21 protein-coding genes are annotated in these 24,170 nt (G+C 37.2%); 13 read left to right on the forward strand and 8 right to left on the reverse strand.

Annotation, left to right across the window (positions count from 1 at the left end):
- Window positions 1-11 precede the first annotated feature (11 nt).
- The 4 genes from JYB62_RS05545 to JYB62_RS05560 all read right to left on the reverse strand — a co-directional run bounded on the left by JYB62_RS05545 (window position 12) and on the right by JYB62_RS05560 (window position 3,143).
- Window positions 12-1,064 (reverse strand): NAD-dependent epimerase, encoded by a 1,053-nt coding sequence (locus JYB62_RS05545; protein WP_205644420.1) that lies wholly within the window; start codon window positions 1,062-1,064, stop codon window positions 12-14.
- Window positions 1,065-1,101: 37 nt separating this feature from the next.
- On the reverse strand, window positions 1,102-2,268 hold the full coding sequence (locus JYB62_RS05550; RefSeq protein ID WP_205644421.1) for a glycosyltransferase family 4 protein: 1,167 nt from the start codon (window positions 2,266-2,268) through the stop codon (window positions 1,102-1,104).
- Between the two features lie 90 nt (window positions 2,269-2,358).
- A complete protein-coding gene (locus JYB62_RS05555; RefSeq protein ID WP_205644422.1) occupies window positions 2,359-2,559 on the reverse strand; it encodes a helix-turn-helix transcriptional regulator in 201 nt (66 codons plus the stop codon).
- A gap of 167 nt (window positions 2,560-2,726) precedes the next feature.
- Window positions 2,727-3,143: a hypothetical protein gene (locus JYB62_RS05560; RefSeq protein ID WP_205644423.1), complete on the reverse strand. Its 417-nt coding sequence runs from the start codon at window positions 3,141-3,143 to the stop codon at window positions 2,727-2,729.
- Window positions 3,144-3,324: 181 nt separating this feature from the next.
- Here JYB62_RS05560 and proC point away from each other — a divergent pair, with 181 nt between their 5' ends.
- Window positions 3,325-4,128 carry a pyrroline-5-carboxylate reductase gene (gene proC, locus JYB62_RS05565; protein WP_205644424.1) on the forward strand — a complete coding sequence of 268 codons (804 nt, stop codon included), beginning with the start codon at window positions 3,325-3,327 and terminating at the stop codon, window positions 4,126-4,128.
- Between the two features lie 288 nt (window positions 4,129-4,416).
- On the opposite strand, the gene JYB62_RS05570 is transcribed toward proC, so the two are convergent.
- From JYB62_RS05570 to alaS, 3 genes are read right to left on the reverse strand one after another with little or no spacing between them, the layout of a single operon-like run.
- Window positions 4,417-5,529 carry a TlpA disulfide reductase family protein gene (locus JYB62_RS05570; protein WP_205644425.1) on the reverse strand — a complete coding sequence of 371 codons (1,113 nt, stop codon included), beginning with the start codon at window positions 5,527-5,529 and terminating at the stop codon, window positions 4,417-4,419.
- Between the two features lie 3 nt (window positions 5,530-5,532).
- Window positions 5,533-6,993 carry an Asp-tRNA(Asn)/Glu-tRNA(Gln) amidotransferase subunit GatB gene (gene gatB, locus JYB62_RS05575; protein ID WP_205644426.1) on the reverse strand — a complete coding sequence of 487 codons (1,461 nt, stop codon included), beginning with the start codon at window positions 6,991-6,993 and terminating at the stop codon, window positions 5,533-5,535.
- Between the two features lie 21 nt (window positions 6,994-7,014).
- Complete coding sequence (gene alaS, locus JYB62_RS05580) at window positions 7,015-9,639, reverse strand: alanine--tRNA ligase (protein WP_205644427.1); 2,625 nt, start codon at window positions 9,637-9,639, stop codon at window positions 7,015-7,017.
- 328 nt (window positions 9,640-9,967) lie between these two features.
- On the opposite strand from alaS, the gene JYB62_RS05585 reads away from it, so the two are divergent.
- The 9 genes from JYB62_RS05585 to JYB62_RS05625 all read left to right on the forward strand — a co-directional run bounded on the left by JYB62_RS05585 (window position 9,968) and on the right by JYB62_RS05625 (window position 18,373).
- Window positions 9,968-11,074: an alanine racemase gene (locus JYB62_RS05585; RefSeq protein ID WP_205644428.1), complete on the forward strand. Its 1,107-nt coding sequence runs from the start codon at window positions 9,968-9,970 to the stop codon at window positions 11,072-11,074.
- Between the two features lie 80 nt (window positions 11,075-11,154).
- Window positions 11,155-11,736 (forward strand): GDP-mannose pyrophosphatase NudK, encoded by a 582-nt coding sequence (gene nudK, locus JYB62_RS05590; RefSeq protein WP_205644429.1) that lies wholly within the window; start codon window positions 11,155-11,157, stop codon window positions 11,734-11,736.
- 69 nt (window positions 11,737-11,805) lie between these two features.
- Window positions 11,806-12,300 (forward strand): SRPBCC family protein, encoded by a 495-nt coding sequence (locus JYB62_RS05595; RefSeq protein WP_205644430.1) that lies wholly within the window; start codon window positions 11,806-11,808, stop codon window positions 12,298-12,300.
- A 21-nt stretch (window positions 12,301-12,321) separates the two neighbouring features.
- Window positions 12,322-12,903, forward strand: a complete 582-nt coding sequence (locus JYB62_RS05600; protein ID WP_205644431.1) for an alpha-ketoglutarate-dependent dioxygenase AlkB — start codon at window positions 12,322-12,324, stop codon at window positions 12,901-12,903.
- 74 nt (window positions 12,904-12,977) lie between these two features.
- Window positions 12,978-13,598 (forward strand): DUF2306 domain-containing protein, encoded by a 621-nt coding sequence (locus JYB62_RS05605; protein ID WP_205644432.1) that lies wholly within the window; start codon window positions 12,978-12,980, stop codon window positions 13,596-13,598.
- Window positions 13,599-13,822: 224 nt separating this feature from the next.
- Entirely contained in the window at window positions 13,823-14,251 is a 429-nt protein-coding gene (locus JYB62_RS05610; protein ID WP_205644433.1) for a DUF6197 family protein, read from the forward strand.
- A 764-nt stretch (window positions 14,252-15,015) separates the two neighbouring features.
- Window positions 15,016-16,173, forward strand: a complete 1,158-nt coding sequence (locus JYB62_RS05615; RefSeq protein ID WP_205644434.1) for an esterase — start codon at window positions 15,016-15,018, stop codon at window positions 16,171-16,173.
- Between the two features lie 185 nt (window positions 16,174-16,358).
- On the forward strand, window positions 16,359-17,240 hold the full coding sequence (locus JYB62_RS05620) for an MBL fold metallo-hydrolase (RefSeq protein WP_205644435.1): 882 nt from the start codon (window positions 16,359-16,361) through the stop codon (window positions 17,238-17,240).
- Between the two features lie 659 nt (window positions 17,241-17,899).
- Entirely contained in the window at window positions 17,900-18,373 is a 474-nt protein-coding gene (locus JYB62_RS05625) for a DinB family protein (protein WP_205644436.1), read from the forward strand.
- A 358-nt stretch (window positions 18,374-18,731) separates the two neighbouring features.
- On the opposite strand, the gene JYB62_RS05630 is transcribed toward JYB62_RS05625, so the two are convergent.
- Window positions 18,732-20,810, reverse strand: coding sequence for a S9 family peptidase (locus tag JYB62_RS05630; protein WP_205644437.1), 2,079 nt, complete (start codon window positions 20,808-20,810; stop codon window positions 18,732-18,734).
- A gap of 305 nt (window positions 20,811-21,115) precedes the next feature.
- On the opposite strand from JYB62_RS05630, the gene JYB62_RS05635 reads away from it, so the two are divergent.
- The 3 genes from JYB62_RS05635 to JYB62_RS05645 all read left to right on the forward strand — a co-directional run bounded on the left by JYB62_RS05635 (window position 21,116) and on the right by JYB62_RS05645 (window position 24,169).
- Window positions 21,116-22,309 carry a DUF418 domain-containing protein gene (locus tag JYB62_RS05635; protein WP_205644438.1) on the forward strand — a complete coding sequence of 398 codons (1,194 nt, stop codon included), beginning with the start codon at window positions 21,116-21,118 and terminating at the stop codon, window positions 22,307-22,309.
- Window positions 22,310-22,559: 250 nt separating this feature from the next.
- Window positions 22,560-22,772 carry a hypothetical protein gene (locus JYB62_RS05640; RefSeq protein ID WP_205644439.1) on the forward strand — a complete coding sequence of 71 codons (213 nt, stop codon included), beginning with the start codon at window positions 22,560-22,562 and terminating at the stop codon, window positions 22,770-22,772.
- Window positions 22,769-24,169 carry a sodium:solute symporter family protein gene (locus tag JYB62_RS05645; protein WP_205644440.1) on the forward strand — a complete coding sequence of 467 codons (1,401 nt, stop codon included), beginning with the start codon at window positions 22,769-22,771 and terminating at the stop codon, window positions 24,167-24,169. Before JYB62_RS05640 ends, JYB62_RS05645 begins: the two co-directional genes overlap by 4 nt.
- Window position 24,170: the final 1 nt, after the last annotated feature.

Consider the following 24,170-nt stretch of genomic DNA (forward strand, 5'->3'; position numbering starts at 1 on the left):
GATTAAGAATGTTATTTCTTATAATAATCTAAATACCATTTTGTAAACTCATTTACGCCATCCTTAATAGAGGTTTCTGGCTTATACCCGGTATCTCTCACTAAGTCAGAGACATCTGCGTGAGAAGCAGGAACATCACCGGGTTGTAGAGGCAATAATTCCATTTCTGCTTTCTTTCCAAGGCCATCTTCAATCGCATGGATATAGTCCATCAAGAGTACAGGAGATGAATTTCCGATATTATAAACTTTGAAAGGTGCTCTGGCACTTCCTGGATCAGGATTTTGAGGATCAAAGTCCTTATTAGGCGAAGCAGGTTTATCAGCAACCCTGATTACTCCTTCCACAATATCGTCTATATAGGTAAAATCCCGCTTCATTTCCCCGAAATTAAAGACCTTAATTGGCTCTCCTTTTAGGATTGCTTCCGTGAATAAAAATAATGCCATATCAGGTCGGCCCCAAGGTCCATACACTGTAAAGAATCGCAAACCTGTGGTTGGAATATTAAATAAATGACTATAGGTATGAGCCATCAATTCATTGGATTTCTTAGAAGCAGCATATAAACTGATGGGATGATCAACAGAATCAGAGGTTGAAAAAGGAAGTTTTTCATTGGCACCATATACCGAACTTGAGGATGCGTAAACTAAATGCTTGACAGGATGAAATCGGCAAGACTCTAAAATATTTAGGAAAGCAATAATATTACTCTCTATGTATACCTCAGGGTGCGTCAAGGAATACCTCACTCCGGCTTGGGCAGCCAAATGAATCACTACATCAAATTTTTCCTGAGCAAACAGATGAAGTAGATCTTCTTTTATCGATAAATCTAATTTGATAAACCTATAGGTTGGTATTTCAGAAGATTGCACCAATTTATTATTAGAAATTTCTTCTTTGGCAATCCCCATAGATGCTAATCGCGCATACTTTAAATTTATGTCATAATAGTCGTTGATGACATCGAGCCCCACAACCTCATCCCCTCTCTCCAACAATTTTTTTGCAACATGAAATCCAATAAATCCTGCAGTTCCGGTTACCAGGTACTTCATAAAAGAGTGTATTACGTGATTAAGGCCTAAATATACGTCATTCTGGTGGACTGACCGCCTCTAGCAACTGCTGGTATCGATCAAAAATTTCTTGATGAACTTTTGGTCTATTGTAATTGACCTTAACTTCCTCATAAAGAGCGATCCCCAGTTGGGTCATTTTTTCTCTTTTCACAAACGCAAACTCCAAAGCCTCCTTTAAAACAGCAACATCTTTTACAGGAAAAATTAATCCAGACTTTTGCTGGGTGATCAAATCAGTATTTCCAATTATTCCGGAACAGATGACTGGTAGTTGCATCGCTCCAGCTTCCAATAATACATTAGGAAACCCTTCCCGATGTGATGGATGGACTAAAACATCTGCCAAGGCCATATAATGGGCAACATGATCCGACCAGTCAATCTGCACTATTCTTGGATGGTCCGTAATTGTCTGAATGGTTTCGGGTGATAATGGGTCCAGCTCTTGCTCATAACTGCCAAGCAATACGAGTTTAGATTTATTGACAATTTTTGAATTCGTAAAAGCTGCTACCAATTCTTCAATCCCCTTGTCTTTGACCAACCTTCCAACTGTCAAAATCACAAATTCATTTTCTCCAGGAAGAATTCTCATGGTCGCAGCCACTAAATGGTTTTCCTTTAAGGAATCCCGACTGAATTTTGTAAGATCTACTCCATTTGATGAACCCTTACCAATGATGTGTATTTTATCCTCATCACAAAGGTTTTCTTTTAAAATGAATTTCTTTAATCCATAGGAATTAGGCCAAACTTCGGTAGCATATTGGTAGGTGTATTTTTCCACTTTTTCCAAAAGTCCTTTTTTCCCCCCTTCTGCGGACATGAAAGGAATACCAGCCAAGGTATGGATCCGTACTTTGACTCCCGCTAATTTGGCAGCAAGCATGCCCAAAATCCCTGCCTTTGGAGTATGGGTATGAACAATATCTGGTTTTTCAACTTTAAACAATTGATACAATTGCCACAAGCATTTAAGATCATGAAAGGGGGTGATTTTCCTTGTAAATGGAATTACTTCATGCCTGACTCCTTCATTCTTAAGCACCTGTACCACTTCTCTCCCATCACTGCTCACCATTACTACGTCAACGCCCTTTTCCTTCATAAACTTCATTTGCCCGGACAGCAATAGTTTAAGTGAGATAGGTACAGTGGTGATTCGAATCAGCTTGGTCATGAAAAAGATTTGTAAAGTCGCAAAGGTAAGACATTCTAGTCTTTTGTCCCTTAAAAAACGCAAATGGTATTCCAAGAAATACACAACCTCCTAATCTCCTTCTTCTAATTCAAATAATTCTTCTAAAGGCACCAAAAACACTTTGGCAATTTTCAAGGACAAGACGGTAGACGGAACATATTTACCAGCCTCTATGCTATTGATGGTTTGCCTAGATACATTGACTCGTTCTGCCAGATCCTGTTGGGTCATATTATTTCTGGCCCGCTCTACTTTAATTGTGTTTTTCATATTGTGCCCCCTAAAAATCCCCTCTGTTTATTTATGATCCATTGAAATTGAATAGAAAGTAACAAGGTTCCCAAATCAGTTGATGAACAAAACATACGCCATCTCCTATTTTTAAAATAATACAGCATTAAGATCTCAGTTAATTTCATAAGTTTTATTATTAAGCATCAGTCTTTTGAGGCCATATATTTTTGATATTGAAAAGCAGCATATACATAGGCATTTAAAAGAAACAGCACCAAATAGGCTGTAAAGATTTCGGAAGTGATCCTATCATACCTCAGATAATTAATTAACATAAGTGCTCCTAATCCCCAGATCAGCCAGTAAAAGCCTGTTTGAAATGCTTGCAACCTAAAAGATTTAATCATTTCATCCTCTTCTTTTTCCCGGGATAGATTCAATAACCCAAAGCCTATGGCCCAAAAACCATAGATGATTTGAGCCGAATCATCTGGGCTGATATCCATTCGTGAAAAAGCCATTCCAATTACTAAAATGACAGGTAATGGAAAAAATATAAATGCAACTTTCTTCCATGCTGGAGAAAGTAAAGGGACATGTAAGATGGATTTCTCTTTCATAAGTCAACTATTTTTTACCAAATGTAAAATTAACTTTACATTTTGTCAAATAAAATTACCATATCAAGTATGAGAATGTTTCAGATATAAATAATATTCCCAATAAAATTTTATCACTGGGGTTAAAACATGCCTTTTGATTAACTTTATTCCTCATTACTTCTTACTTATTTGATTTCTTATGATTTCTACTCAAAAAATTGCCATTATAGGCTGTGGTAACCTAGGTTCTTCCATTGCCAATGGATTGCTGGAAAAAGATAGCTTTGATGCCAAAAATCTTACCCTTACCAAAAGAAATACCATCAGTTTATCTGACTTTGAGGCAAGAGGAGCTCATGTTCATTCAGACAATTTTACTGCAGCCAAATATGCGGATATCATTTTATTGGGTGTAAAGCCCTATAATGTACGCCCTATACTACGTGAGATCAAAGAGGTTTTAGATCCAAAAAAGCAAGTAATCATCTCTTTAGCCACTGGAATCAGTTTGGACGAAATGTATCAGGAACTTGATCCAAAAATGGTGGCTTTTAGAGCTATGCCAAATATTGCCGCAGACATTCAGGAATCCATTACCTGCGTTTGTCAGAAAGGTGCTAATCCTGAACAAATAGCGTTGGTAAAAGAATTGTTTAACTCTATTGGTATTACCATCGATATCGATGAATCCCTGATGGAAGCTTCTACTGTACTGGGAGCTTGCGGTATTGCTTATGTATTACGGTTTATGCGTGCCATGATCCAGGGAGGAATTCAGATTGGATTTGATTCCAAAACCGCCAGCAGAATAGTGAATCAAACTGTCAAAGGAGCTGCTGAATTGATGATTCAACAAAATATTCATCCGGAGGAAGCCATTGATAAAGTCACTACTCCAAAAGGCTGTACCATTGTCGGACTAAATGAAATGGAGCATCAAGGTTTTAGTTCAGCAATGGTAAGAGGAGTCATTGCTAGTTTTGAAAAAATCGAAAAAAAATAGCTTGTTTTTTCCTATTATGAAAAAATCAAGGAATAGTTAAGTTAAATCACCCAAAAACACAATTAGTTAAAAAAAGAATAATTTAATTTTTGTTTTTCTTTTAAATCTTTTTACTAGTTTTGTCTTGGGTGATAAACAACTTTTGCTATTCCTTTTTAAGTGACACGATTTTTCAAGGAAGGACTGTTTGGTAATTTTTTCCTCCTTCCTTTTGTTTTAGTTAAAATTTAAAAAAAATGCCTTCTGATTTTTGATCAGAAGGCATTTTAGTTTCTAAACTGGATTCGCTTATTCGAAGATCTCTTTCAGCTTGCTTTCGAGACTTGGACCTCTTAAATCCTTTCCAATAATTTTACCATCTGGATCAATTAAATAAGTCGCAGGAATGGCGTTTATCTGGTACAATTCTGCAGCCACAGAATTGAAATATTTTAAATCAGAAACTTGTGTCCAGGTTAGTCCATCTTCAAAAATTGCATCAACCCACGCTTTACGGGTTCTGTCAAGAGAGACTCCAAAAACCTCAAAACCCTGATCTTTGTATTGATTATATAATCTTACCACATTTGGGTTTTCTTCCCTACAAGGTTTACACCACCCAGCCCAAAAATCAATCATTACATATTTTCCTCTAAAGTCTGATAATTTGACTATCTGACCCTCTGGATTAGGCAGCTCTATTTCTGGAGCAATCTGTCCCATAGAAAGCGCTCTCATCTCATCCAATTGCTGCTTTAATTGAATGATCATTTTGGTATCTGGATACTTTTTATCCAATTCAGCTACGAGACTATCCAAGAACTGAAATTCATTTTTGGAGTTCAATAGACCAATGGCAGCTAATGAAGCAAAACTATCCCCCATGCTATTGATCACCTCTTTCACTTGTTTGGCCTGGTTGTCTTCTAAAAGCAAAGCATCTGACTGGATTCTTTTGATTGCATCCGTATCATTATTGCTCATAGCCTCGTAATAAGCCTCATTCAACTCATTTACCTTATTTTGATAACTAGTGATCAATCCATCAATTTTTTGCATCTCCTGACTGTCCTTAGAACCTGAAATTTGTAAACTTTCAGCGTCTGAGAAGTCATAATTCACTTGTACATCCTCTTTAAACAGTGCAAGTCTTACAGATCTTTGGTCGAATAAATTCAACTCAAAAAAGGTTGGAACTTCCACTCCCACCGTATAATCAAAAGACCCATCTGATTGTAGAGTTAAGGTATCTACCACCACAGGTCTACTTTCGGTAAACCGGGAGAGAATAATCAAACCCTCAGGAGTGTTTTCCACTTTTCCTTCTAGCGTTACTTTTCCATCATTTTCTTCTTCAGCACTTCCGCAAGAAAGCATTGTTACGCTTAGAACAAAGGCAACTAATATTGAGGTATATTTCATGTTTTATTTTTGTAATAATTTAGTCAATAGCTTGGTAGCAACTTTTGGATCTGCCTTTCCTTGGGACTTTTTCATCACTTGCCCCATAAACATTCCCATCAGTCCTTTTTTACCGGATTTAAATTCTGCCACTTTTCCTGAATTTTCGGCTAATACAGCCTCTATTATTGGCATTAAGGATGATTCATCACTTTCCTGAATCAAATTTAATTTTTGAGCAATCTCAATCGGATTTTCCTCTGAAGATTTAAGCATCTCAGGGTATATCTTTTGAGAAGCTACTGTGAAACTCACTTTACCTGCATCGATCAATGCAATTAGTTCTGCAAGTGAATCCGTACCGATTGGAAAATCTTTTATCTGTACTGATTCTTCATTCAAATAGGACTTTATGGGGCCCATCATCCAGTTAGACGCAGATTTATAATTTTTGGTTTTACTACATAGTTCATTAAACCAAAGAGCCATTTCTTTTGATTCAGTTAAGAAACTGGCATCGTATTCAGGCAAACCATATTTCTCTACAAATCGCTGATGTAATTCCCTAGGAAGGTCAGGCATACTTTCCTTAATGGAATTCAACCACTCTTCAGAAATCACTACTGGGCTTAAATCAGGTTCAGGGAAATATCTGTAATCATTCAAGTCCTCTTTGGTACGCATGCTAGCCGTAGTACCAGTGGCAGCATCAAACGTTCTTGTTTCAGAGATAACCTCCTCACCTGCTTCCAATAATTCAATGATCCGAATATGCTCATGTTCTATGGCACGGAATACGTTCCGGAAAGAATTCATGTTTTTCACTTCGACTTTCTTTCCATATTCTTTGGCTCCTTTAAGCATCACGGAAACATTGGCATCACAGCGAAGTGATCCTTCTTCCATATTTCCATCACAGATTTCAAGATATTTTACCAACTTCTTGATCTCCGACAAAAAAGCGTAAGCCTCTTCTGGACTTCTTAGATCTGGTTCAGAAACAATTTCAATCAGCGGAGTACCAGCACGGTTAAAATCCACTAATGTGTCGGGTTCACCTGCTAGGTGGATGGATTTACCTGCATCTTCCTCCAAATGAATTCTATTCAATAGTACCTCTTTAGTTCTTCCATCCTCTAATTTGATGGGGACGGTACCACCTACACAAATTGGACCTTTATCCTGGGTGATCTGGAAGCCTTTTGGAAGGTCAGGGTAGAAATAATTTTTTCGGTCAAATACATTATGTCTAGTAATTTCACAATTACAAGCCAAACCCATTTTTATGGCAAATTCAATGGCCTTCTTATTTACTTTCGGTAAAGTACCAGGATGACCTAGGGTAATTACAGAAACCTGTGTATTTGGAGCCCTTCCATAATCAGAGGCATCAGAGGCAAACATTTTACTATTCGTAAGAAGCTGAGAATGTACCTCTAGACCGATGACTAATTGATATTTATTCTTGATTTCTTCGCTAACCATTCGAGCGTTTTTTACTGTCTTTTAAAGGTACAATTCTTTGGCTTTGCTCACTACGTTTTCTAGACCAGCGAGATCTTTTCCTCCTGCAGTGGCAAAAAACGGCTGTCCACCGCCTCCACCTTTAATTTCTTTGGCCAATTCTCTTACTATTTGACCAGCATTTAGACCTTTTTCCTTTACGAGTGAATCTTCTATAATCACTGCAATTTGAGGTTTACCATCTATGTCAGCTGCCAAGATTACGAATGCGTTTTCTACTTCATTTTTCAATTCGTACACCAGCTTTTTCAAGGAATCAGCATTTGGTAAATAGACACTTGCTATCAAAGTATTGACACCATTGACTTCAGCGAATTGCTTCATTAATTCACTTTTTACCGCACCAGCTTTTTCTTGCTGTAAACTCTCTACTTCCTTCTTCAGCTCATTTCTCTCTTGAATCAAGGACTCCAATGCTTTCTTCAAATCTTTAGGATTTTTCAAAAGCTCCTGAAGCTCCTTCACCAGATGATCCTGGTGTCTCAAACTTGCTTCAGCAGCCTTTGCGGTTATTGCTTCTATCCTACGGACACCAGAAGCACTGGAGCCTTCAGAAACAATCTTAAACAAGCCTATTTGACTTGTATAAGGAACATGTGTTCCTCCACAAAGTTCCACAGAATAGCTTGGATCAAATGTGATTACTCTTACAAAGTCCCCATATTTTTCACCAAATAATGCCGTAGCTCCCATTTTCTTGGCTTCTTCAATCGGTACATTTCGTTGCTCTACCAAGGGAATATTCTCCCGAATCTTGGCATTTACGATCTCCTCCACTTGGGTTAGCTCCTCTTCGGTTACTTTACCGAAATGGGAAAAGTCAAATCTCAATAATTGGTCATTCACCAAAGATCCCCTTTGTTGAATATGATCCCCAAGAACTTGCTTTAATGCAGATTGAAGTAAGTGGGTTGCGGTATGGTTATTCATGCTGAGTATTCTCTTTTCACGATCTACTTCAGCAGAAAATTTAACGCTTGGATTAGCAGGTAACTTTTCAACAAAATGAACAATCAAGTCATTCTCTTTCTTCGTATCAATAACTCTTATCTTCTCCTCTTCAGAAACCAACCAACCTGTATCACCTACCTGCCCCCCGCTTTCGGCGTAAAATGGTGTTTTGTCTAATACGATTTGGTATTTATCGCCCTTCTTATCCGAAACGACCCTGTATTTAATAATATGTGAATAGGTTTCCAGAAAATCATAGCCAACAAACTCAACACCTGAATCCTCATGAACCAGTACCCAATCTCCCGTTTCAGATTCTGAAGCTGCGCGGGATCTGGACTTTTGCTTTTCCATTTCCTCATTGAATCCTTTTTCATCCAAAGACAAACCATTTTCCCGAGCAATCAGCGAGGTTAAATCCAAAGGAAATCCGAAGGTATCATATAGTTCGAAAGCCGTTTTTCCAGGGATTACATGCTCATTCTTCTCCTTTAACTCCGCTTTAATTTGGTCTAGGATCTTCAGGCCATTATCCAAAGTGCGAAGGAAAGAAGCTTCTTCTTCGTAGATCACTTTAGAAATGAATTCTTGTTGCTGTTTTACTTCAGGGAAAATCCCTCCAAAGTTTTCAGAAATTAAGGAGGTTAATTCGTATAAGAAGGGTTCATGGAATCCCAAAAAGGTATATCCATAGCGAACCGCTCTTCTTAAAATTCTACGAATCACATACCCCGCTTTGTTGTTGGATGGTAATTGACCATCAGCAATAGTAAAGGCGATTGCCCGGATATGATCGACAATTACCCGAAATGCAATGTCAGTTTGTTCATCTTTACCATATACTTTACCTGATTTCTTTTCTAATGCAGCCAAAAATGGCGCAAACAAATCGGTGTCATAGTTGGAAGATTTTTGTTGAATAGCTCTCACTAATCGTTCAAAACCCATCCCAGTATCTACATGCTTGGCAGGAAGCTCTTTTAAACTTCCATCAGCTAATCTATTGAATTGCATGAATACCAAATTCCAGATTTCAATGACTTGTTCATGATCATTGTTGACCAAATCCTTACCTGCAATGGTAGCACGTTCCGCATCAGGTCTTAAATCAATATGGATTTCGGAGCAAGGCCCACATGGACCTGTATCTCCCATTTCCCAAAAATTATCTTTTTTGGAACCCATGATGATTCGATCTTCGGGAACAATTTCCTTCCAAAAATCAAAAGCCTCTTGATCCAAGCCCAAGTTATCTCCTTGATCTCCCTCAAAAACGGAAACATATAAACGGTCCTTGGGAAGTTGGTACACCTCTGTCAAGAGTTCCCATGCCCATGCAATCGCTTCCTTTTTGAAATAATCTCCAAAAGACCAGTTTCCCAACATCTCAAACATGGTATGATGGTAGGTGTCCACCCCTACTTCTTCCAAATCATTATGTTTTCCACTGACGCGAAGACATTTCTGAGAATTGGCCACACGGGAATACTTGGCAACTTCATTGCCTAAAAAAGCATCTTTAAACTGATTCATCCCTGCATTGGTAAACATCAACGTAGGATCGTTTTTAACTACAATCGGGGATGAAGGAACGTAATGATGTTGCTTGGATTGGAAAAACTCAATAAAGGTACTCCGTATTTTCTTTGCTTCCATGAAAGGTTTTGAGGCAATTTATAACTCTATCTGGCTAAATAATAACCATTTTATCGGGTGACAAAATTAATAGAATTGGCGGTGTTACCTGCATCTGACCTCAAAATCTTATGATTTCACTGTACATCTATGGAAGAGTTCAAAAATTATGTCTTTAAACTAACATTTTTCGAATTTTAGGAATAAATGCTGTTTATTCGATTTCACTGGAAACATTTGATTTAATTTTCTATTCTCCATTTCCGAAGTTACTTTCATAAAAAAATCAATAAACTCAATTACAAATTCATCTCAGTACAAAATTCTAGGATCAACTTTTATTTTAATTATGAGCTACCTCCAACTAATCACCTCTCCAACTCTTTTACTGGACGAAAAAATTTGCCGGGCCAATATTAAGAAGATGGCCGATAAGGCAGCCCGTCATCACATGAAGTTAGCGCCACATTTTAAAACTGCGCAATCCAAAGAAATCGGAAATTGGGCTAAGGATTATGGAATAACTGAAGTGACCGTTTCTTCCATAAAAATGGCTGAATATCTGAGTGGAGAGGGCTGGGAAAATATACATATTGCCTTCCCATTTAACCCACTGGAAACTCCTAAACTTGATAAAATCGCTGAAAATCAATCAATTTCTGTACAAATCATCAACGCGAAAACGGCTCAGATTCTTTCAGAGCAACTACATCATCCTGTAGGTTTTTTTATTGAAATTGATGCAGGTTATGGAAGGACTGGAGTAGAAGTAACTGATTTCGGGCTGATAGAAGAGATTTTATTGATTGCAAAGAAATCGGATCAACTGAATTTTAAAGGCTTTTATCTTCACCCTGGACATAGTTACTACATGCCTGACATTCCAGGTATTTATGAGGAATCAAGAAATGCCTTGTCCATGCTTAAAACCAAATACAGTACGGAATACCCTGACTTAGTTACACGCATTGGAGATACCCCTGGCTGTGCCGTGATGGAAGACTTTGGAGACATCGATGAAATGGGACCTGGAAATTTTGTATTCTATGATTTAATGCAGTCTAATCTTGGAGGTTGTGAAAAGGAAGATATTGCTGTTTGCTTAGCTGTACCTGTAGTGGATATCAAAAAGGGACGGAAAGAGATTTTGGTACACGGAGGTGGAGTCCATTTAGCAAAAGATGTTTTGATCGATAAGGAAGGAAATAAAAACTTTGGTGAGGTAGTTTACTTGAACGAAGATGGATGGACGATTCCTGAAAACAGGTCTTACTTAAAAAGTATCTCCCAAGAACACGGCATCATCAAGGCATCCGACGAATTATTGAGCAAGGTCAAAGTAGGAGATCTGCTTGGCATTCTACCGGTCCATTCCTGTATGACTGCTGATGCCATGGGAGAATATTTAACCTTAGAGGGAAAAACCGTAGACCATGCCGAGGGAGTTCATGAATAATTGTATTGATTTTAAGAAATTAGAGTAACTAAAAGCCCGGGAACTTCTCGGGCTTCATTTTTAGCAAATATTTCCTATCCATGATCCAGAATATCAAATTATTAAAAACAGAGATTCTCTCTGATAATTGGTATAAACTTCAAAAAATAACTTACCAATTCACCAAGAAAGATGGTACGGTCATCACCCAAAATCGGGAAGCTTATGATCGTGGTAATGGCGCCACGATATTACTATACAACCAAGCCCAAAAAACGGTGATATTGACCAGGCAATTTAGACTTCCTACTTACATCAATGGGAATGAAACAGGAATGATGATTGAGGCATGCGCAGGATTATTGGATCAGGAAAATCCAGAGGATTGTATTAGAAGAGAAACCGAGGAAGAAACAGGCTATCAAATTAAAGATATTCAAAAGGTCTTTGAAGCCTACATGTCCCCGGGATCAGTCACTGAAATTTTATATTTTTTTATCGCTGCCTATTCCAAGGATATGAAAGTAAGTGAAGGTGGAGGCGTAGACCATGAAGAAGAAAACATAGAAGTCCTGGAAATTCCTTTCGATGAAGCCATGAATATGGTTAAATTGGGAGAAATAAAAGATGCCAAGACCATCATGCTTCTTCAATATCTGAAACTGTATCAGATCCTAAAATGAGAAAAAATCAAAAAAGTCGTGTTTGATTTTTTCATCCTATAACACAAAGAAAACTATGACCAAATAACTATGTACAAGCAACTGACCCTATCTAGGATGTTTCCTCATTCTATCGAAAAAGTATATGAAACCTTTACTTCTTCTGACAATTTAATGAAATGGTGGGGTCCATCCGGTTTTGAAATGGAAGTGAAAAAATTCGAATTTCATCCAGAAGGTATATTTCATTTTGCACTGAAAAGTGATGCCTTTGATATGTGGGCAAAATGGATCTTTTTAAACATTAAGGAACCTTATAAACTTCAGGTAATCAATTGTTTTTCAAATGAAGCAGGAGAAACTGTGAAGGCTCCCGAAATACCATTTGGACCGGACTGGCCTTTGGAAATGATTATGGATTTAGAATTCTATGAACAGGAAGGGAAAACCCGAATTGATTTAGTTTCCTTTCCACATAATGCTACTGATGCAGGAAATAAGATTTTTTCTGAAAGTATTTCCCAAATGGAAGAGGGCTTCAATGGCACCTTTGATCAGCTTGAAGATTATTTAAAAACTAGTTAAGCTTTAGAAATTAACCTACAAATGGATTTAGGCTTATCCTGTGAGGCAGCATATTACCCGAACTTTTTAAGTAAAGAAGAATCTGCTTCAATTTTCAAACATCTTACCCAAAACTTTGACCTAACAAACAGAATTGTAAAACTGGCAAATGGGGAATCTCACCCTGTGAATTTTGGGAAAGTAATGTTTATAGATCAGAACCTTTTTGACGAGAATAAACTTCCCTCTCATATTTGGGGAACTATTGCAGTATGGCCTAAAGAAATTCATGCAATAAAAGAGAAGGTAGAATTGTTTACAGGCCATCAGTTTCAGGTATGTGTTTGCATCTATTATCCTGATGGAAACTCAGGCGTGGATTTCCATTCAGATTATGTGGCATTTGGAGATACGAATTATATCCCTTCCTTGAGCCTAGGAGAAGAGCGTGAATTTATACTTCGAAATAAAATGAATGGCCAGAAAACAAGTATAGAATTAGGTGATGGAAGTTTGGTTATTATGGGGAATAACTGCCAAGAATTATATGAGCATGCCCTTCCTGAAAACCCTAAGTATAAAAATGCTCGAATCAATTTGACTTTTAGGAAATTTGGGACTTAAAAGCCTTACCATAGTCCATCTTTAATGACTACTATTTATTAATTTACATTCCTTACCTTATTCCTTTGTAAAGGATGAAATTATTCCTAAATAAATTTACCTGGTGGTTATTTGCCTTTCTTAGTATCGTAATTGGGCTTTACCCTATCCTTTATTTTATATTCGGCCATCAATTTGGAATATTAAACTCCAAAGCTCCTGAACAATTAAACAGCTTATTCTGGAATGGAAATTTCTATTCACATATTGTTTTTGGAGGGATAGCCCTTGCTATTGGATGGATTCAATTCAATCAAAAATTCAGAGATAAAAACCGAAAACTCCATAAAAGGATCGGAATGGTCTATGTCACCGCAGCTTTTATATCAAGTCTCAGCGGTATTTATGTAGCAACCTATACAGCTGGTGGAATGATAGCGAGTTGGGGCTTTATGGCTTTAGGAATAACTTGGTTAACAACCAGTCTGATGGGATGGAAAACTGCCAAAACCAAAAATTTTGACGCACATGAAGACTGGATGATTTTTAGCTATGCCGCCTGTTTCGCAGCTGTAACTTTACGTATTTATTTACCGATTTTAGAAAATATCTATGGAGAGTTTATCACAGCCTATAGAATTGTCGCGTGGCTTTGCTGGGTTCCTAATATGTTGATTGCTTTTTGGTTGGTAAGAAAAAGAAAGAACGTAGTTTAGCTTAATGCATATGCAAACCTCAATTCATTGCCATTCAAAAACTTATTTATTCTAATCTTAAGTGGCAATCTAAGGATAAGAAAAGAGCAAAAAGCAAGCAATTTCTAATCTGGTTCCTTTCGTAGAGATATTGAATGACACTTCATCTTCTCCTTAAATGCAGGAAGTCTCAGTTGATGCAAAGAACATTTCTTCGACGAAAGTACCAACCAAATTGATCTAAAATGAAAAAGGTCCTGTTCATCCTCCTACTCTTTACACCATCCATTTCTTTTTCACAAACTGAAAATAGAAACCTAACATTTGACTCCTTGGATTTAAAAATTATCCAACAAGCGAACTTGATTCTTCAGGATTCTTCCGTTTGGAATAAAAATGATGACCGGGAATGTGAGGATGATATTGAAAACAAAAGTTACAGTCTCTTTTGTGCCCTTTTCAAAGCATCAATGGACGTTACAGGAGAATATGTGCACCGAAGAGCAGCGATGCAGCAAGTCCGATTTACCTTAGAAAAGTACGAGGATGGAAGAGTAACTGCTCATCGATTAATGGATTGGAACAACCACCCAAATACTACATTTGAGGAAGTAAAAGTTGTTTTGGAAGAAGCATTGGATGTAGTAAAAACCCAATTGAAACAAAGTCAATAAAGCTTCCATCCATCCAAATTCATAGTTTATCTTTTTTAATAGTTCAATCCAAGCCTTTTCCTCTCATTACAACTATATACAAAGCCTATTTAAATAGTTTAAAAGGCTGTTTAAGAGAAATTTATGTTTCCTTCTTAGTATTTGTCATTGTGAAACAATAGATTTAACTCTTGATAATTAATTTGATTCAAACCCTTTTTATAACCTGAAACAATCTATTCACATGAAAAAAATTTGCATTGCGATTTTGATTACACTCAGAATTTGAATCCAGTCCTATGCACAGGAAATCTTATTTGGAGCTCAGAAGATTACTTCTCCAGAAATCCATGATGACGGATCCCTTACATTTAGATTCTTTGCCTCAGAAGCAGAGAAAATAAAGGTCGCTGAGGACTTTCTTCCTTAAGTCAAAGTCAAAATGCCGAAAGGCATGATGAATGCTCCCGGTAAAGCGGAATTGATAAAAGATGAAAAAGGCGTTTGGTATTTTACCTCACAATACCTTTCACCGGAGCCTTACAATTACTCTTTCTTCATAAAGAGATGGAGGACATACTAGGAAATACTGGCATTCTGCTCTGTATCTAACCTTGCCGTTCATAACCGACATTTTTATAGAAGCCAATAGTATAATCCAAAATGAATAGAAAAGACCGACTATCCAGTATCAGCGAAAAGCTTAACTAACATATTTAGCCCTTCTTGGAAACCAATTTATTCAACATTACAATACAACTCTTTCAACAATAAAAACTCAAACTATGAAACATCACTATTTTAAACCTATCCTAGCTTTTCTCCTCTTTCTGGGTAGTCTTTACAATACTAGAGCACAAGAAATCAGTGCAATGCAAGCCCCAAAGGTCATTTCTCCTGAAGTGGCTAAAGATAATTCGGTTAGTTTTCGTGTATATTCTCCCGAAGCCAATTCCGTTACAGTCTATGGAAGTTGGATGGGATTTGGAGAAAGATTACCCTTGACTAAAGAAGAAAATGGTGTGTGGTCAGTCACTATTGACCCTCTGGAGTCCACCATGTATCACTATAATTTCTTCGTTGATGGAGTTTCTGCTATAGACCCGACCAACCCTCATGCTTTAAGAGATGGAACCCGATATGCAAGTCTACTAATGGTGCCAGGTTCAGGAGCAGATGTTTTTGAATTAAATGATGTTCCGCATGGATCTTTATCAAAGGTATGGTACTCCTCTCCCACCTTGGAAAGCAATAGAAGAATGTACGTTTATACTCCTCCGGGATACGAATCTAGCAATGAAAGTTATCCAGTTCTTTATTTACTTCATGGTGCTGGTGGTGATGAAGATGCATGGTCAGCACTGGGAAGAGCTAATGAAATATTGGATAATTTAATTGCCGAAGGGAAAGCTAAACCCATGCTAATCGTCATGACAAATGGAAATGCTTGGCAAACAAGTACCCTAAGGAACAAGCCAGGAATTGAAACTGTAACTAGAGAAAACTACGCGCAGTTTCAAGGTAAATTTGAAAAAAGCTTGGTTGAAGATGTTGTTCCTTACGTTGAAAAGCACTTCAGAGTAATTAAAAATAAGGAAGGAAGAGCTTTGGCAGGATTATCCATGGGTGGTGGTCACACCATTACCGCTTCTATTGAATATCCAGGGACCTTTGGATACATTGGAGTATTTAGCAGTGGAATCTTTGATGCAAATGCCGATATGGAGGCGCTGGAGAAAAAATTCTTAGCCTTAAAGGAAAGCGGAGTATCGAAATATTGGGTTGGATGTGGAAAGACAGATTTTGTAATGGATTCCAACAAGAGATTGCTTTCCATCTTAGATAAAACTGGCTTTGAACATGAATATCATGAAAGTGAAGGTGGTCACACCTGGGCAAACTGGAGAGACTATCTAAGTATTTTTGCCCCCATGTTATTTTAATTGAAAGCTTAAGGTTTTTAGATGATATGAACTTTCAAATCATAACATCTTTCAAACATTCAAGTTGCTTTATCCTGAATGTCAATATCCTTATTTGTTATATTTAGTAATGGATTTGAATTATGTCATTTCAAGTATGAGTTTAAAACTCAACTCAACTTTTACAATTAAATAGAAACCGTCCTATGAAAAAATTAACCTTCATTATGCTGATATGCTCCTCCTTGTCCGGCATATTAAAAGCCCAATCAGGAATGGAGAATGTCAAAATCACCTCGGAACAATTGGCTCCTAATATTTATGTACTATTTGGTTCTGGTGGAAATATTGGACTGGCAGTAGGTGAAGATTTTGCCTATATGATCGATGATCAATTTGGGCAACTTTCAGAAAAAATTCTGACTGCCGTTAGAGGGATCACCGATAAACCGCTCAAATATGTGGTCAATACACATTGGCATGGAGATCATACCGGGGGCAATGAAAACATGGCCAATCAAGGAGCAATTGTAGTCGCAAATGATGCAGTTAGAAGGAGAATGAGTCAACCTAAAGCGGGAGAGACTGTTTCAACAACACCTTACAAGGCACTGCCTGAAATCACCTTTACGGATGAAATGACCATCCATCTTGATCAAAATAATACCATGATGGTATTTCACATGGAAAATGCGCACACTGATGGAGATTCCTTTATTTATTTTCCAGAAAGCAATGTTATCCACTTAGGAGATAATTTTCCAAATGGAGGATATCCTTTTATAGATATCAATTCTAATGGAGACATTGAAGGATTGATCACCAATCTAAATAGGGCTCTTTTCCTGGTAAACGATCGTACTAAAATCATTCCAGGTCATGGCAAAGTTTCGGATCGAGTTACCTTAAAAGCATTTAGAGATATGATTGATACGGTCAGAGAAAGAGTAAAAACTCAGAAAGATTCTGGTAAAAGTCTTGAGGAAATCCAACAAATGGGGCTTTCCAAGGAATGGGATGAGGATTTTGGGAAAGGATTTATTAACCCTGAACGGTTTATTGAATCCATATTTAAAACTGTAGATTAATAAAATAAAAACAGGTGGAAAATTTAATGCATTGTCAGTAGGCAATGCTTTTTTTGTAAAATCGTTTTTAATTTTTTTTAAACTTGAGTTGCTAAAAACTAATTTTAACTTTTACCTTTTTTTATGAGCTCTAACATAAACTCATTAAGCTCTTTTACTTAACGGGATTTTTATTGCTATATCACTTTTTCAAGATTCTGCTCAAGATTTAGGCAAAGAGTGGAAATATGGATGTCCATGATATGGTTTTAAAGGAAAACCCAATAATCCATTTGAAAACCAAACTCCCGATTGAGATCTCTTGAGCAATAAATTGGAAGAATTATTCCATTAACTAGAGAACTGAATCTAATTCAAGGAACTGCCCTACCGAATAGAAGCATGCCAAGGCCAGAGATGGAATCCAATGACCTTATGCCTATGAAGTATTAAGATTCAAATATCAATTATACATTATTGATCAATCCATTAAAAAAATCCTGGAAATGACTTCAACATTTAGGTTTAGACTGCTACATTAATCCCTACCTCTAGTTTGATTCTACCCCCCCCTTTCTACTAAGTGGGAAACCATTTTTTAAAATCTGGGTTAATTCCGTACCTAGAACATGGCTATTTCATGTTCATTTTGTATTTTAATGTCAAACCCATCGTGACCTATGAAAGAAACTTTGAGAATAAGGAGTCTTTTCGAAAAACAGTACGATGGAGATCCTTGGTTGGGAGTAAATTTCACAAAAAAACTTCAACAAGTAACTCCTGAAATGGCTGCCCATAAATTTTCTCCTGAATCCAATTCAATTTGGGAAATCCTGAATCATATCATAGGTTGGAGAGAAGTGGTACTTCAAGGTATTCCTCAAAATGGATATAAAAGTCCAGACCATAATTACCTTAACCCTATTCAAAATCCAACTGAATTGGAATGGGAACATACCTTGGTACGTTTGAAAGACTCGCAGGAAGATTGGTCGGAATTTTTAAAGAATCTTGAAAAAACAATTTTTGAAAAACCATTTGGAGATAAACAATATAACCACTATGAACTCATTATGGGAATTCTTCACCATGACATCTACCACTTAGGTCAAATTTCATTATTGATCCGCTTGGTAAATGAAACCAATAAATAATTTCCGATTAATTTTTTGTCAAGTTAAAATGAAACAATAAGCTTCACTCAAACTATTCAACAATCTGATTATATGAAACTTATAGTTCATTGATTATTCCAAAAATCAGGAATTTCAAAAACTTTAAAGGGCATTTATTTTGAATTCCTTATATACTCATTGGTCATCAAAATTGTATTGGTGGAGTCACTCTAAGATATCAGGCTGCTGAAAACACTTTGGCGTTGGACCAGGGAGTTTCTAAAATAAAAAACCAGGAAAAATAGTCTTTAACCTAGCTCAAAAATAAAAATTATTGCTCAAAAAAAGCCCTAACCAGAAAATCTTGATTAGGGCTTTTCAAAATTAGAAGAAACGATTACCTCACTACTTTTTGATAATCTGTCACTAGGTGCTTGATGAAAAACTCCATCATTCTATCCCGGTTTAGGGCAGTATGGCCACCATCTGGAGCAATCTGCACTTCAATACTTTTTCCGGCATTTTGGAATGCTTTAATTAGTTGGAGTGTATTAGACGGATGCACATTGTTGTCTGCTGTACCATAGAATAATAGCAACTCACCTTGTAGCTGATCTGCCATATCCATCAGACTAAATCTATTGTAACCTTCCAAGTTGGTCTCTAATGTACCCATGAAACGTTCTGTGTAGATGTTGTCATAATTTCTCCAATCCGTTACGGAAGAGTTTGCAACTGCAGCATGAATCAATTCAGGAAATCTGAGTAGCATGGTAGCTGAAGTTGTCCCTCCATAGGAAGTTCCATAAACCCCTACTCTATCTTTATCAAAATAAGGTCTATCATGGAGTGCTTTGATACCTTCCGCAAAATCATCCATTTCTACCAGACCCAAGTTGCCATATAATTGATCTAACAATTTCTTTCCTCTACCTCTAACGTTTCTTCCATCGATATTCAATACCAAGAAACCATATTCAGTCAATGGATCAGGGTAGACAAAAGTCTCTTTGAATGCATTGGTCGCAGGACCACCATAATTACTTAAAATGACCGGATACTTTTTGGAAGGATCAAAGTTTGAAGGGAAATGAATCATTCCGTGAAGCTCAGTTACTCCATCTGCGGAAGTAAAGGTATAAACCTCCACTTTTTTCAATCCCAATTCCTCAAACTTACTCATGTCACTTTTTGCCAATTCTGCTACCACTTTTCCTTTGGCATCTACCAAATTGGTAAATGGGGCAATATCATGTGCCTGAGCTACATCTACAAAATATTTTCCTCCAGGAGCAATGGATACAGAATGGTTAAGAGTTGGGTCTGTTAAGCGAACGTCTTTCGTCCCATCCAGCTTTACTCGATGCAATTGCATCAACATATGGTTCTCACCGGAGCGTGCCATGTAGTAAAGAAGTCCTTTTTCCTCATCTACCTTCACGATATTTGCTACCTCAAATGGATGTGAAGTGATCTCATTTACCAAGGTTCCGTCAAAATTGTACAGATAATAGTTTTTAAAACCTGATCTTTCGGAAGCCCAAATGAAATGTTTTCCATCTTCCAATACTTCCATTTCTGGTGTATTGACTACAAAACTTGGAAGCCACTCTTCTCGGATCACAGTTCTGCTTTTACCTGTTTCAGGATCCGCCGCACGGAGCTCCATGATATTTTGAAGCCTGTTGGTAGAATGGTAAAGCAACTCTTTCCCATCAGGAGTCCAAGACATTCCATAGATATAAGTTCCAAGATCACCATCATTGAAAGGCTTCCCATCCCTAATATCCAGTTCTGTGATTTCTTTTGTCTCCAAATCATAAACCATTAAATCCACTGGAAGATTTGGCTCACCCACTTTAGGATAGGCCTCTATTTCCAAAGAATCATAAAGACTTAATTGATCCAAGAGCACATAATACTTTTTCACATCCTTTTCTACAAATCTGTAGAAAGCGATTTTTTTGCTATCTGGAGACCACCACATGGCAGTATTCTGACCTAACTCTTCTCCATAAACCCAGGTAGCAATCCCATATTTTACCTGATTTTCTTCATTTCCATCAGTAGTTATTGCCATCACATTACTGCCATCAGGATTGCTGATGTACATGTTTCTGTCTTTGGTAAATGCTTTCAATTGACCATCAGGTGAGTCAGCTGAATCATATTGTCGACCTCTAGCAGGACCACTATTTCGTCTTCTTGGCGTAGGTGTCGCTTCTCCTAGTTCAGTTGAAGATTTAGATTTGATGGAATAAGAGTAGCGCTTGCCATCCAATGTATATTCAAATGCATTTCCTTCCTCATTCCAATCTGCATTTAAGGCTCCTGATTTTACAGAACTATAAATTTGGGGAGCAATTTTTTGGTATTGCTCATAGCCAGGCATGCTTTTCAATTTATCCTGTGCCTGTGTCATCGAAATAGTAGAAGCAATTGCTACTGCCATTCCCAGGAAGAACTTATTCTTCATAAACTAATTTGGGTTAAATATTTCAACCCCAATGTTACTATTTTTTATCCTAAAATAAGATTCAATAATGATTAGCGGAATCAGTTCCTGATCAAATAGACCTTTTCTAAAATAAAGTTTTGGGAGCAATTCTAACTTGGAATCATCATTCATTTAGTGGCAAAAATATTCTTTGATCATGAACCCTAAGAGATAATACTTCCTATCTAAGCGAATAAAAATCGAATTAGACAGTATTAAAATACATCATAAAAATTGGTTTAAAATAAAATCCCCATTTTTAGCTCTTGACACAAAGCCGAAAGATGGATCTTAAAAACCCAATAAATCAAAGAATTGAAATATTAGATATTTTTCGGGGTTTTGCTGTTTTTGGGATCTTTGTAGTCAATATTGAAATCATGAATTGTGCATTTCCGAATCAGGAAACATTCAGCGATCAATGGACCTCTCCTCTGGACGAATGGACAGTTAGATTACTTCAACTATTTTTTTATAGTAAATTCTTTCCAATTTTCTCTTTCCTTTTTGGCTTAGGCATCTCCATGCAAGCCATCAAACTTCAGAAAAACGACAACTTGAAATTCCTCTTTTTTGGAAAAAGGATGTTCTTTCTATTTCTGCTCGGAATTGCACATATTCTTTTCCTTTGGGACGGAGATGTAATTCATCTTTACGCCTTGCTAGGATTATTAATAGTGGGAGTCATTCCCTTGAAAAACTCTTGGATTTTGGCTTTGAGTATTCTGGTTTTGGTATTCCCCTATTATGATCCGATCTCCGTATGGCTCATGGATTTGACTCATTTTGAACCAAGAAGTTTTTTACAAGTATATACATCTGAAAAAATCACTTCAATCTTAAGAAATGGTCCTTATTCAGAAAGCATTTTATTCCGTATCCATAATTACCTAGCGAACCTACCCTTGCTATTTTCTTATTTGGGACCATTGGCATTTTCCATGTTTTTACTGGGAACTTATTTTGGGAAAAATAACCTTCAGAATTGGCTGGAGAACTTCATCAATCAATCTCATAAACCTGTTTTATGGGTTGTTGTGTTAAGTAACATCTATCGATTAACCTTCCTTTTCATCCTGCCTAATACAGAAATTTATAGGAATGAATTCGCTAGGCCTTTCTTTTTCAAAACCATGTACCTGTCCGATTTGGCCTTCGGACTATTTTACCTTTGGCTACTTGCCTATATCTGGTACAAAACACCTTGGAAAAAACTAATTAGCCCTTTAAAATACCCTGGGAAAATGGCTCTAACAAATTACCTGATGCAGAGTATTTATGGTTTAATGCTCTTTTCAAATATTGGATTAGGCTGGTATGAAAAATTGAGTCCATCACAAACTTTTTTGTTAGCTACCAGCCTATTCGTCACCCAACTTATTTACAGCAAAATATGGTTAACGTATTACCATTTTGGACCCTTGGAATGGCTTTGGAGGTGCTTTACTTATGGAAAAACCTTTCGTTTAAAAAAGTAATCCAATAGCAGCATATTGACTACTTTTTATAGATGTTATAAACATGTTCACGGGATAAGCACCAATGCTCTTTGTATCTTTTTGTGCTTTCATTTTTTACAGAAATCGATTCCGTGAATTCTTATTCCCAAGCAGACGATTGTCTGCCAGTTCAGGTTAGCTATTAAAACTATAATTGCTATTTTAAGCCTTCTTTGCACGAATAGTTTGTATAAGATCAATTAAACCAAATTACCATAAACCCAACAAGATGAAATCCAATTATTGGAACCTGCTAGTTATTGGGATTGTAGCTGTGACAGTTGCTTCCTATCTTCTTATATTTTCAGAACATCAAACCGAACCTAGTTTGGGATCAGTCCCTTATATTTTTTGGACTGGCTTGCTGGTAACTATTCTGATCGTTTTTGCCACCTTTTTAGGTTCGAAATTATTTCCATACGAAGACCCTAAGAAACCATGATAGGATGGTTAGTTTTCTTTTTTGGGATTTTCCTCGCCATGTTGGGATATGCTTCTTACAGATCATACAGGAAAAATAGAACCTCAGATGATTTCATATTTGCGGGATCTAATATTGGCACCATCTTAGGCTTTTTGACGTTTTCGGCAGCCTTATTTTCTGCATTTACTTTTATGGGAATGCCTGACTTCTTCCGAACCCACGGAGTGGGCGCTTGGATTTTTCTAGCCCTTTCGGATGCTTTAATGGTATTTTTCTTGATTTGGTTTGGCTATGCTTTGAGAAAAAGAGCTACCATTAGAGGGTACAAAGGAGTGGCGGGATTGATAAAATCCTGCTATGGAAATTCATTTGCTGGATATCTTGTTTTTGCTAGCGCATTCCTATTTCTGATCCCCTATGTATCTATCCAAATCAGAGGAATCTCAATATTTCTAGACGCTGCATTTCCAGATATGCTTCCCTATTGGTCTTGGTCCGCTGTCTTAGTTTTTATCATGTTGATATATTCAGAAATAGGAGGACTCAAAGCCATTGTTTACAGTGATGCAATCCAGGGTGTTATCATGTTGGCCGTAATCTGGATCATTGGCTTGACCTGTTTAAGTTTAGCTGGAGGTTTAGAAGATGGAATAGCAAAAGTGAGTGCAAGTAACAAAGACCTGTTATCCTTACCGGGACCCAAAGGCCTATTTTCAAGTCCATTTTTAATAGCCTCCGCTATAGCCATTGTTTTAATTCCAGTATCGCAACCTCAATTTACCACGAGATTGGTGGTAATGAAAAGTTTGAAATCTGTTCATAGAATGGCCTATGCCGTTGGAATTTTTGCCATTTTGGTGATCTTACCTACCGCATTTATCGGCCTCTACGGAGCCATTAAATATCCAGATGCAAGTACTGCTGATTTCCTAAGCCAGGCGTTGCTATTCGATCAGGAAGTACCCGTAGCAGCACTTGCTGTGGTAGGGCTATTCGCAGCTTGTCTTTCTACAACGAATGCGCAAATTTTTGCATTAGGTACGGAGTTGCGAAGCCTTTTAAAGGGAACCGATCAGGCCAACATGCGAATAACAAAATTGTCCATATTGGCTTTTTCCTTGATTGTGCTGGTATTTTCTACCTATATGAGTGACGAATTGGTTCTCTTGGCAAGAGTGAGTTTTGCTGGGACTTCCATGATCGCTCCGGTAGTATTGGGAGCCGTTATTTTCAGCAAACCTCCGAAAGCACTGATTGGACTTTCTACTATAGCTCTGATCTTTTTCATCATGTCCATTGTAGGAATTGTGCCGGATAAGTATTTCGGGTATCCGTTAGATTTTCTAATGTATATTATTCTGTTTGTGTTTACCACAATCTTGATGGTAAGTCACCAAAAAACCCAAAAACAATAAA

It is taken from the genome of Algoriphagus lutimaris, assembly GCF_017051705.1.
Taxonomy (GTDB): Bacteria; Bacteroidota; Bacteroidia; order Cytophagales; family Cyclobacteriaceae; genus Algoriphagus; species Algoriphagus lutimaris.

Excerpts from the sequence above, each read along its gene's own strand:
- JYB62_RS05595 (WP_205644430.1), top strand. The coding sequence starts at position 11,806 with ATGTACAAGCAACTGACCCTATCTAGGATGTTTCCTCATTCTATCGAA.
- JYB62_RS05560 (WP_205644423.1), bottom strand. The coding sequence starts at position 3,143 with ATGAAAGAGAAATCCATCTTACATGTCCCTTTACTTTCTCCAGCATGG.
- JYB62_RS05640 (WP_205644439.1), top strand. The coding sequence starts at position 22,560 with ATGAAATCCAATTATTGGAACCTGCTAGTTATTGGGATTGTAGCTGTG.
- JYB62_RS05610 (WP_205644433.1), top strand. The coding sequence starts at position 13,823 with ATGAAAAAGGTCCTGTTCATCCTCCTACTCTTTACACCATCCATTTCT.
- JYB62_RS05630 (WP_205644437.1), bottom strand. The coding sequence starts at position 20,810 with ATGAAGAATAAGTTCTTCCTGGGAATGGCAGTAGCAATTGCTTCTACT.
- gatB (WP_205644426.1), bottom strand. The coding sequence starts at position 6,993 with ATGGTTAGCGAAGAAATCAAGAATAAATATCAATTAGTCATCGGTCTA.
- JYB62_RS05605 (WP_205644432.1), top strand. The coding sequence starts at position 12,978 with ATGAAATTATTCCTAAATAAATTTACCTGGTGGTTATTTGCCTTTCTT.
- JYB62_RS05600 (WP_205644431.1), top strand. The coding sequence starts at position 12,322 with ATGGATTTAGGCTTATCCTGTGAGGCAGCATATTACCCGAACTTTTTA.
- JYB62_RS05570 (WP_205644425.1), bottom strand. The coding sequence starts at position 5,529 with ATGAAATATACCTCAATATTAGTTGCCTTTGTTCTAAGCGTAACAATG.
- JYB62_RS05645 (WP_205644440.1), top strand. The coding sequence starts at position 22,769 with ATGATAGGATGGTTAGTTTTCTTTTTTGGGATTTTCCTCGCCATGTTG.
- JYB62_RS05620 (WP_205644435.1), top strand. The coding sequence starts at position 16,359 with ATGAAAAAATTAACCTTCATTATGCTGATATGCTCCTCCTTGTCCGGC.
- JYB62_RS05585 (WP_205644428.1), top strand. The coding sequence starts at position 9,968 with ATGAGCTACCTCCAACTAATCACCTCTCCAACTCTTTTACTGGACGAA.
- JYB62_RS05550 (WP_205644421.1), bottom strand. The coding sequence starts at position 2,268 with ATGACCAAGCTGATTCGAATCACCACTGTACCTATCTCACTTAAACTA.
- JYB62_RS05625 (WP_205644436.1), top strand. The coding sequence starts at position 17,900 with ATGAAAGAAACTTTGAGAATAAGGAGTCTTTTCGAAAAACAGTACGAT.
- nudK (WP_205644429.1), top strand. The coding sequence starts at position 11,155 with ATGATCCAGAATATCAAATTATTAAAAACAGAGATTCTCTCTGATAAT.
- JYB62_RS05615 (WP_205644434.1), top strand. The coding sequence starts at position 15,016 with ATGAAACATCACTATTTTAAACCTATCCTAGCTTTTCTCCTCTTTCTG.
- JYB62_RS05555 (WP_205644422.1), bottom strand. The coding sequence starts at position 2,559 with ATGAAAAACACAATTAAAGTAGAGCGGGCCAGAAATAATATGACCCAA.
- alaS (WP_205644427.1), bottom strand. The coding sequence starts at position 9,639 with ATGGAAGCAAAGAAAATACGGAGTACCTTTATTGAGTTTTTCCAATCC.
- proC (WP_205644424.1), top strand. The coding sequence starts at position 3,325 with ATGATTTCTACTCAAAAAATTGCCATTATAGGCTGTGGTAACCTAGGT.
- JYB62_RS05545 (WP_205644420.1), bottom strand. The coding sequence starts at position 1,064 with ATGAAGTACCTGGTAACCGGAACTGCAGGATTTATTGGATTTCATGTT.
- JYB62_RS05635 (WP_205644438.1), top strand. The coding sequence starts at position 21,116 with ATGGATCTTAAAAACCCAATAAATCAAAGAATTGAAATATTAGATATT.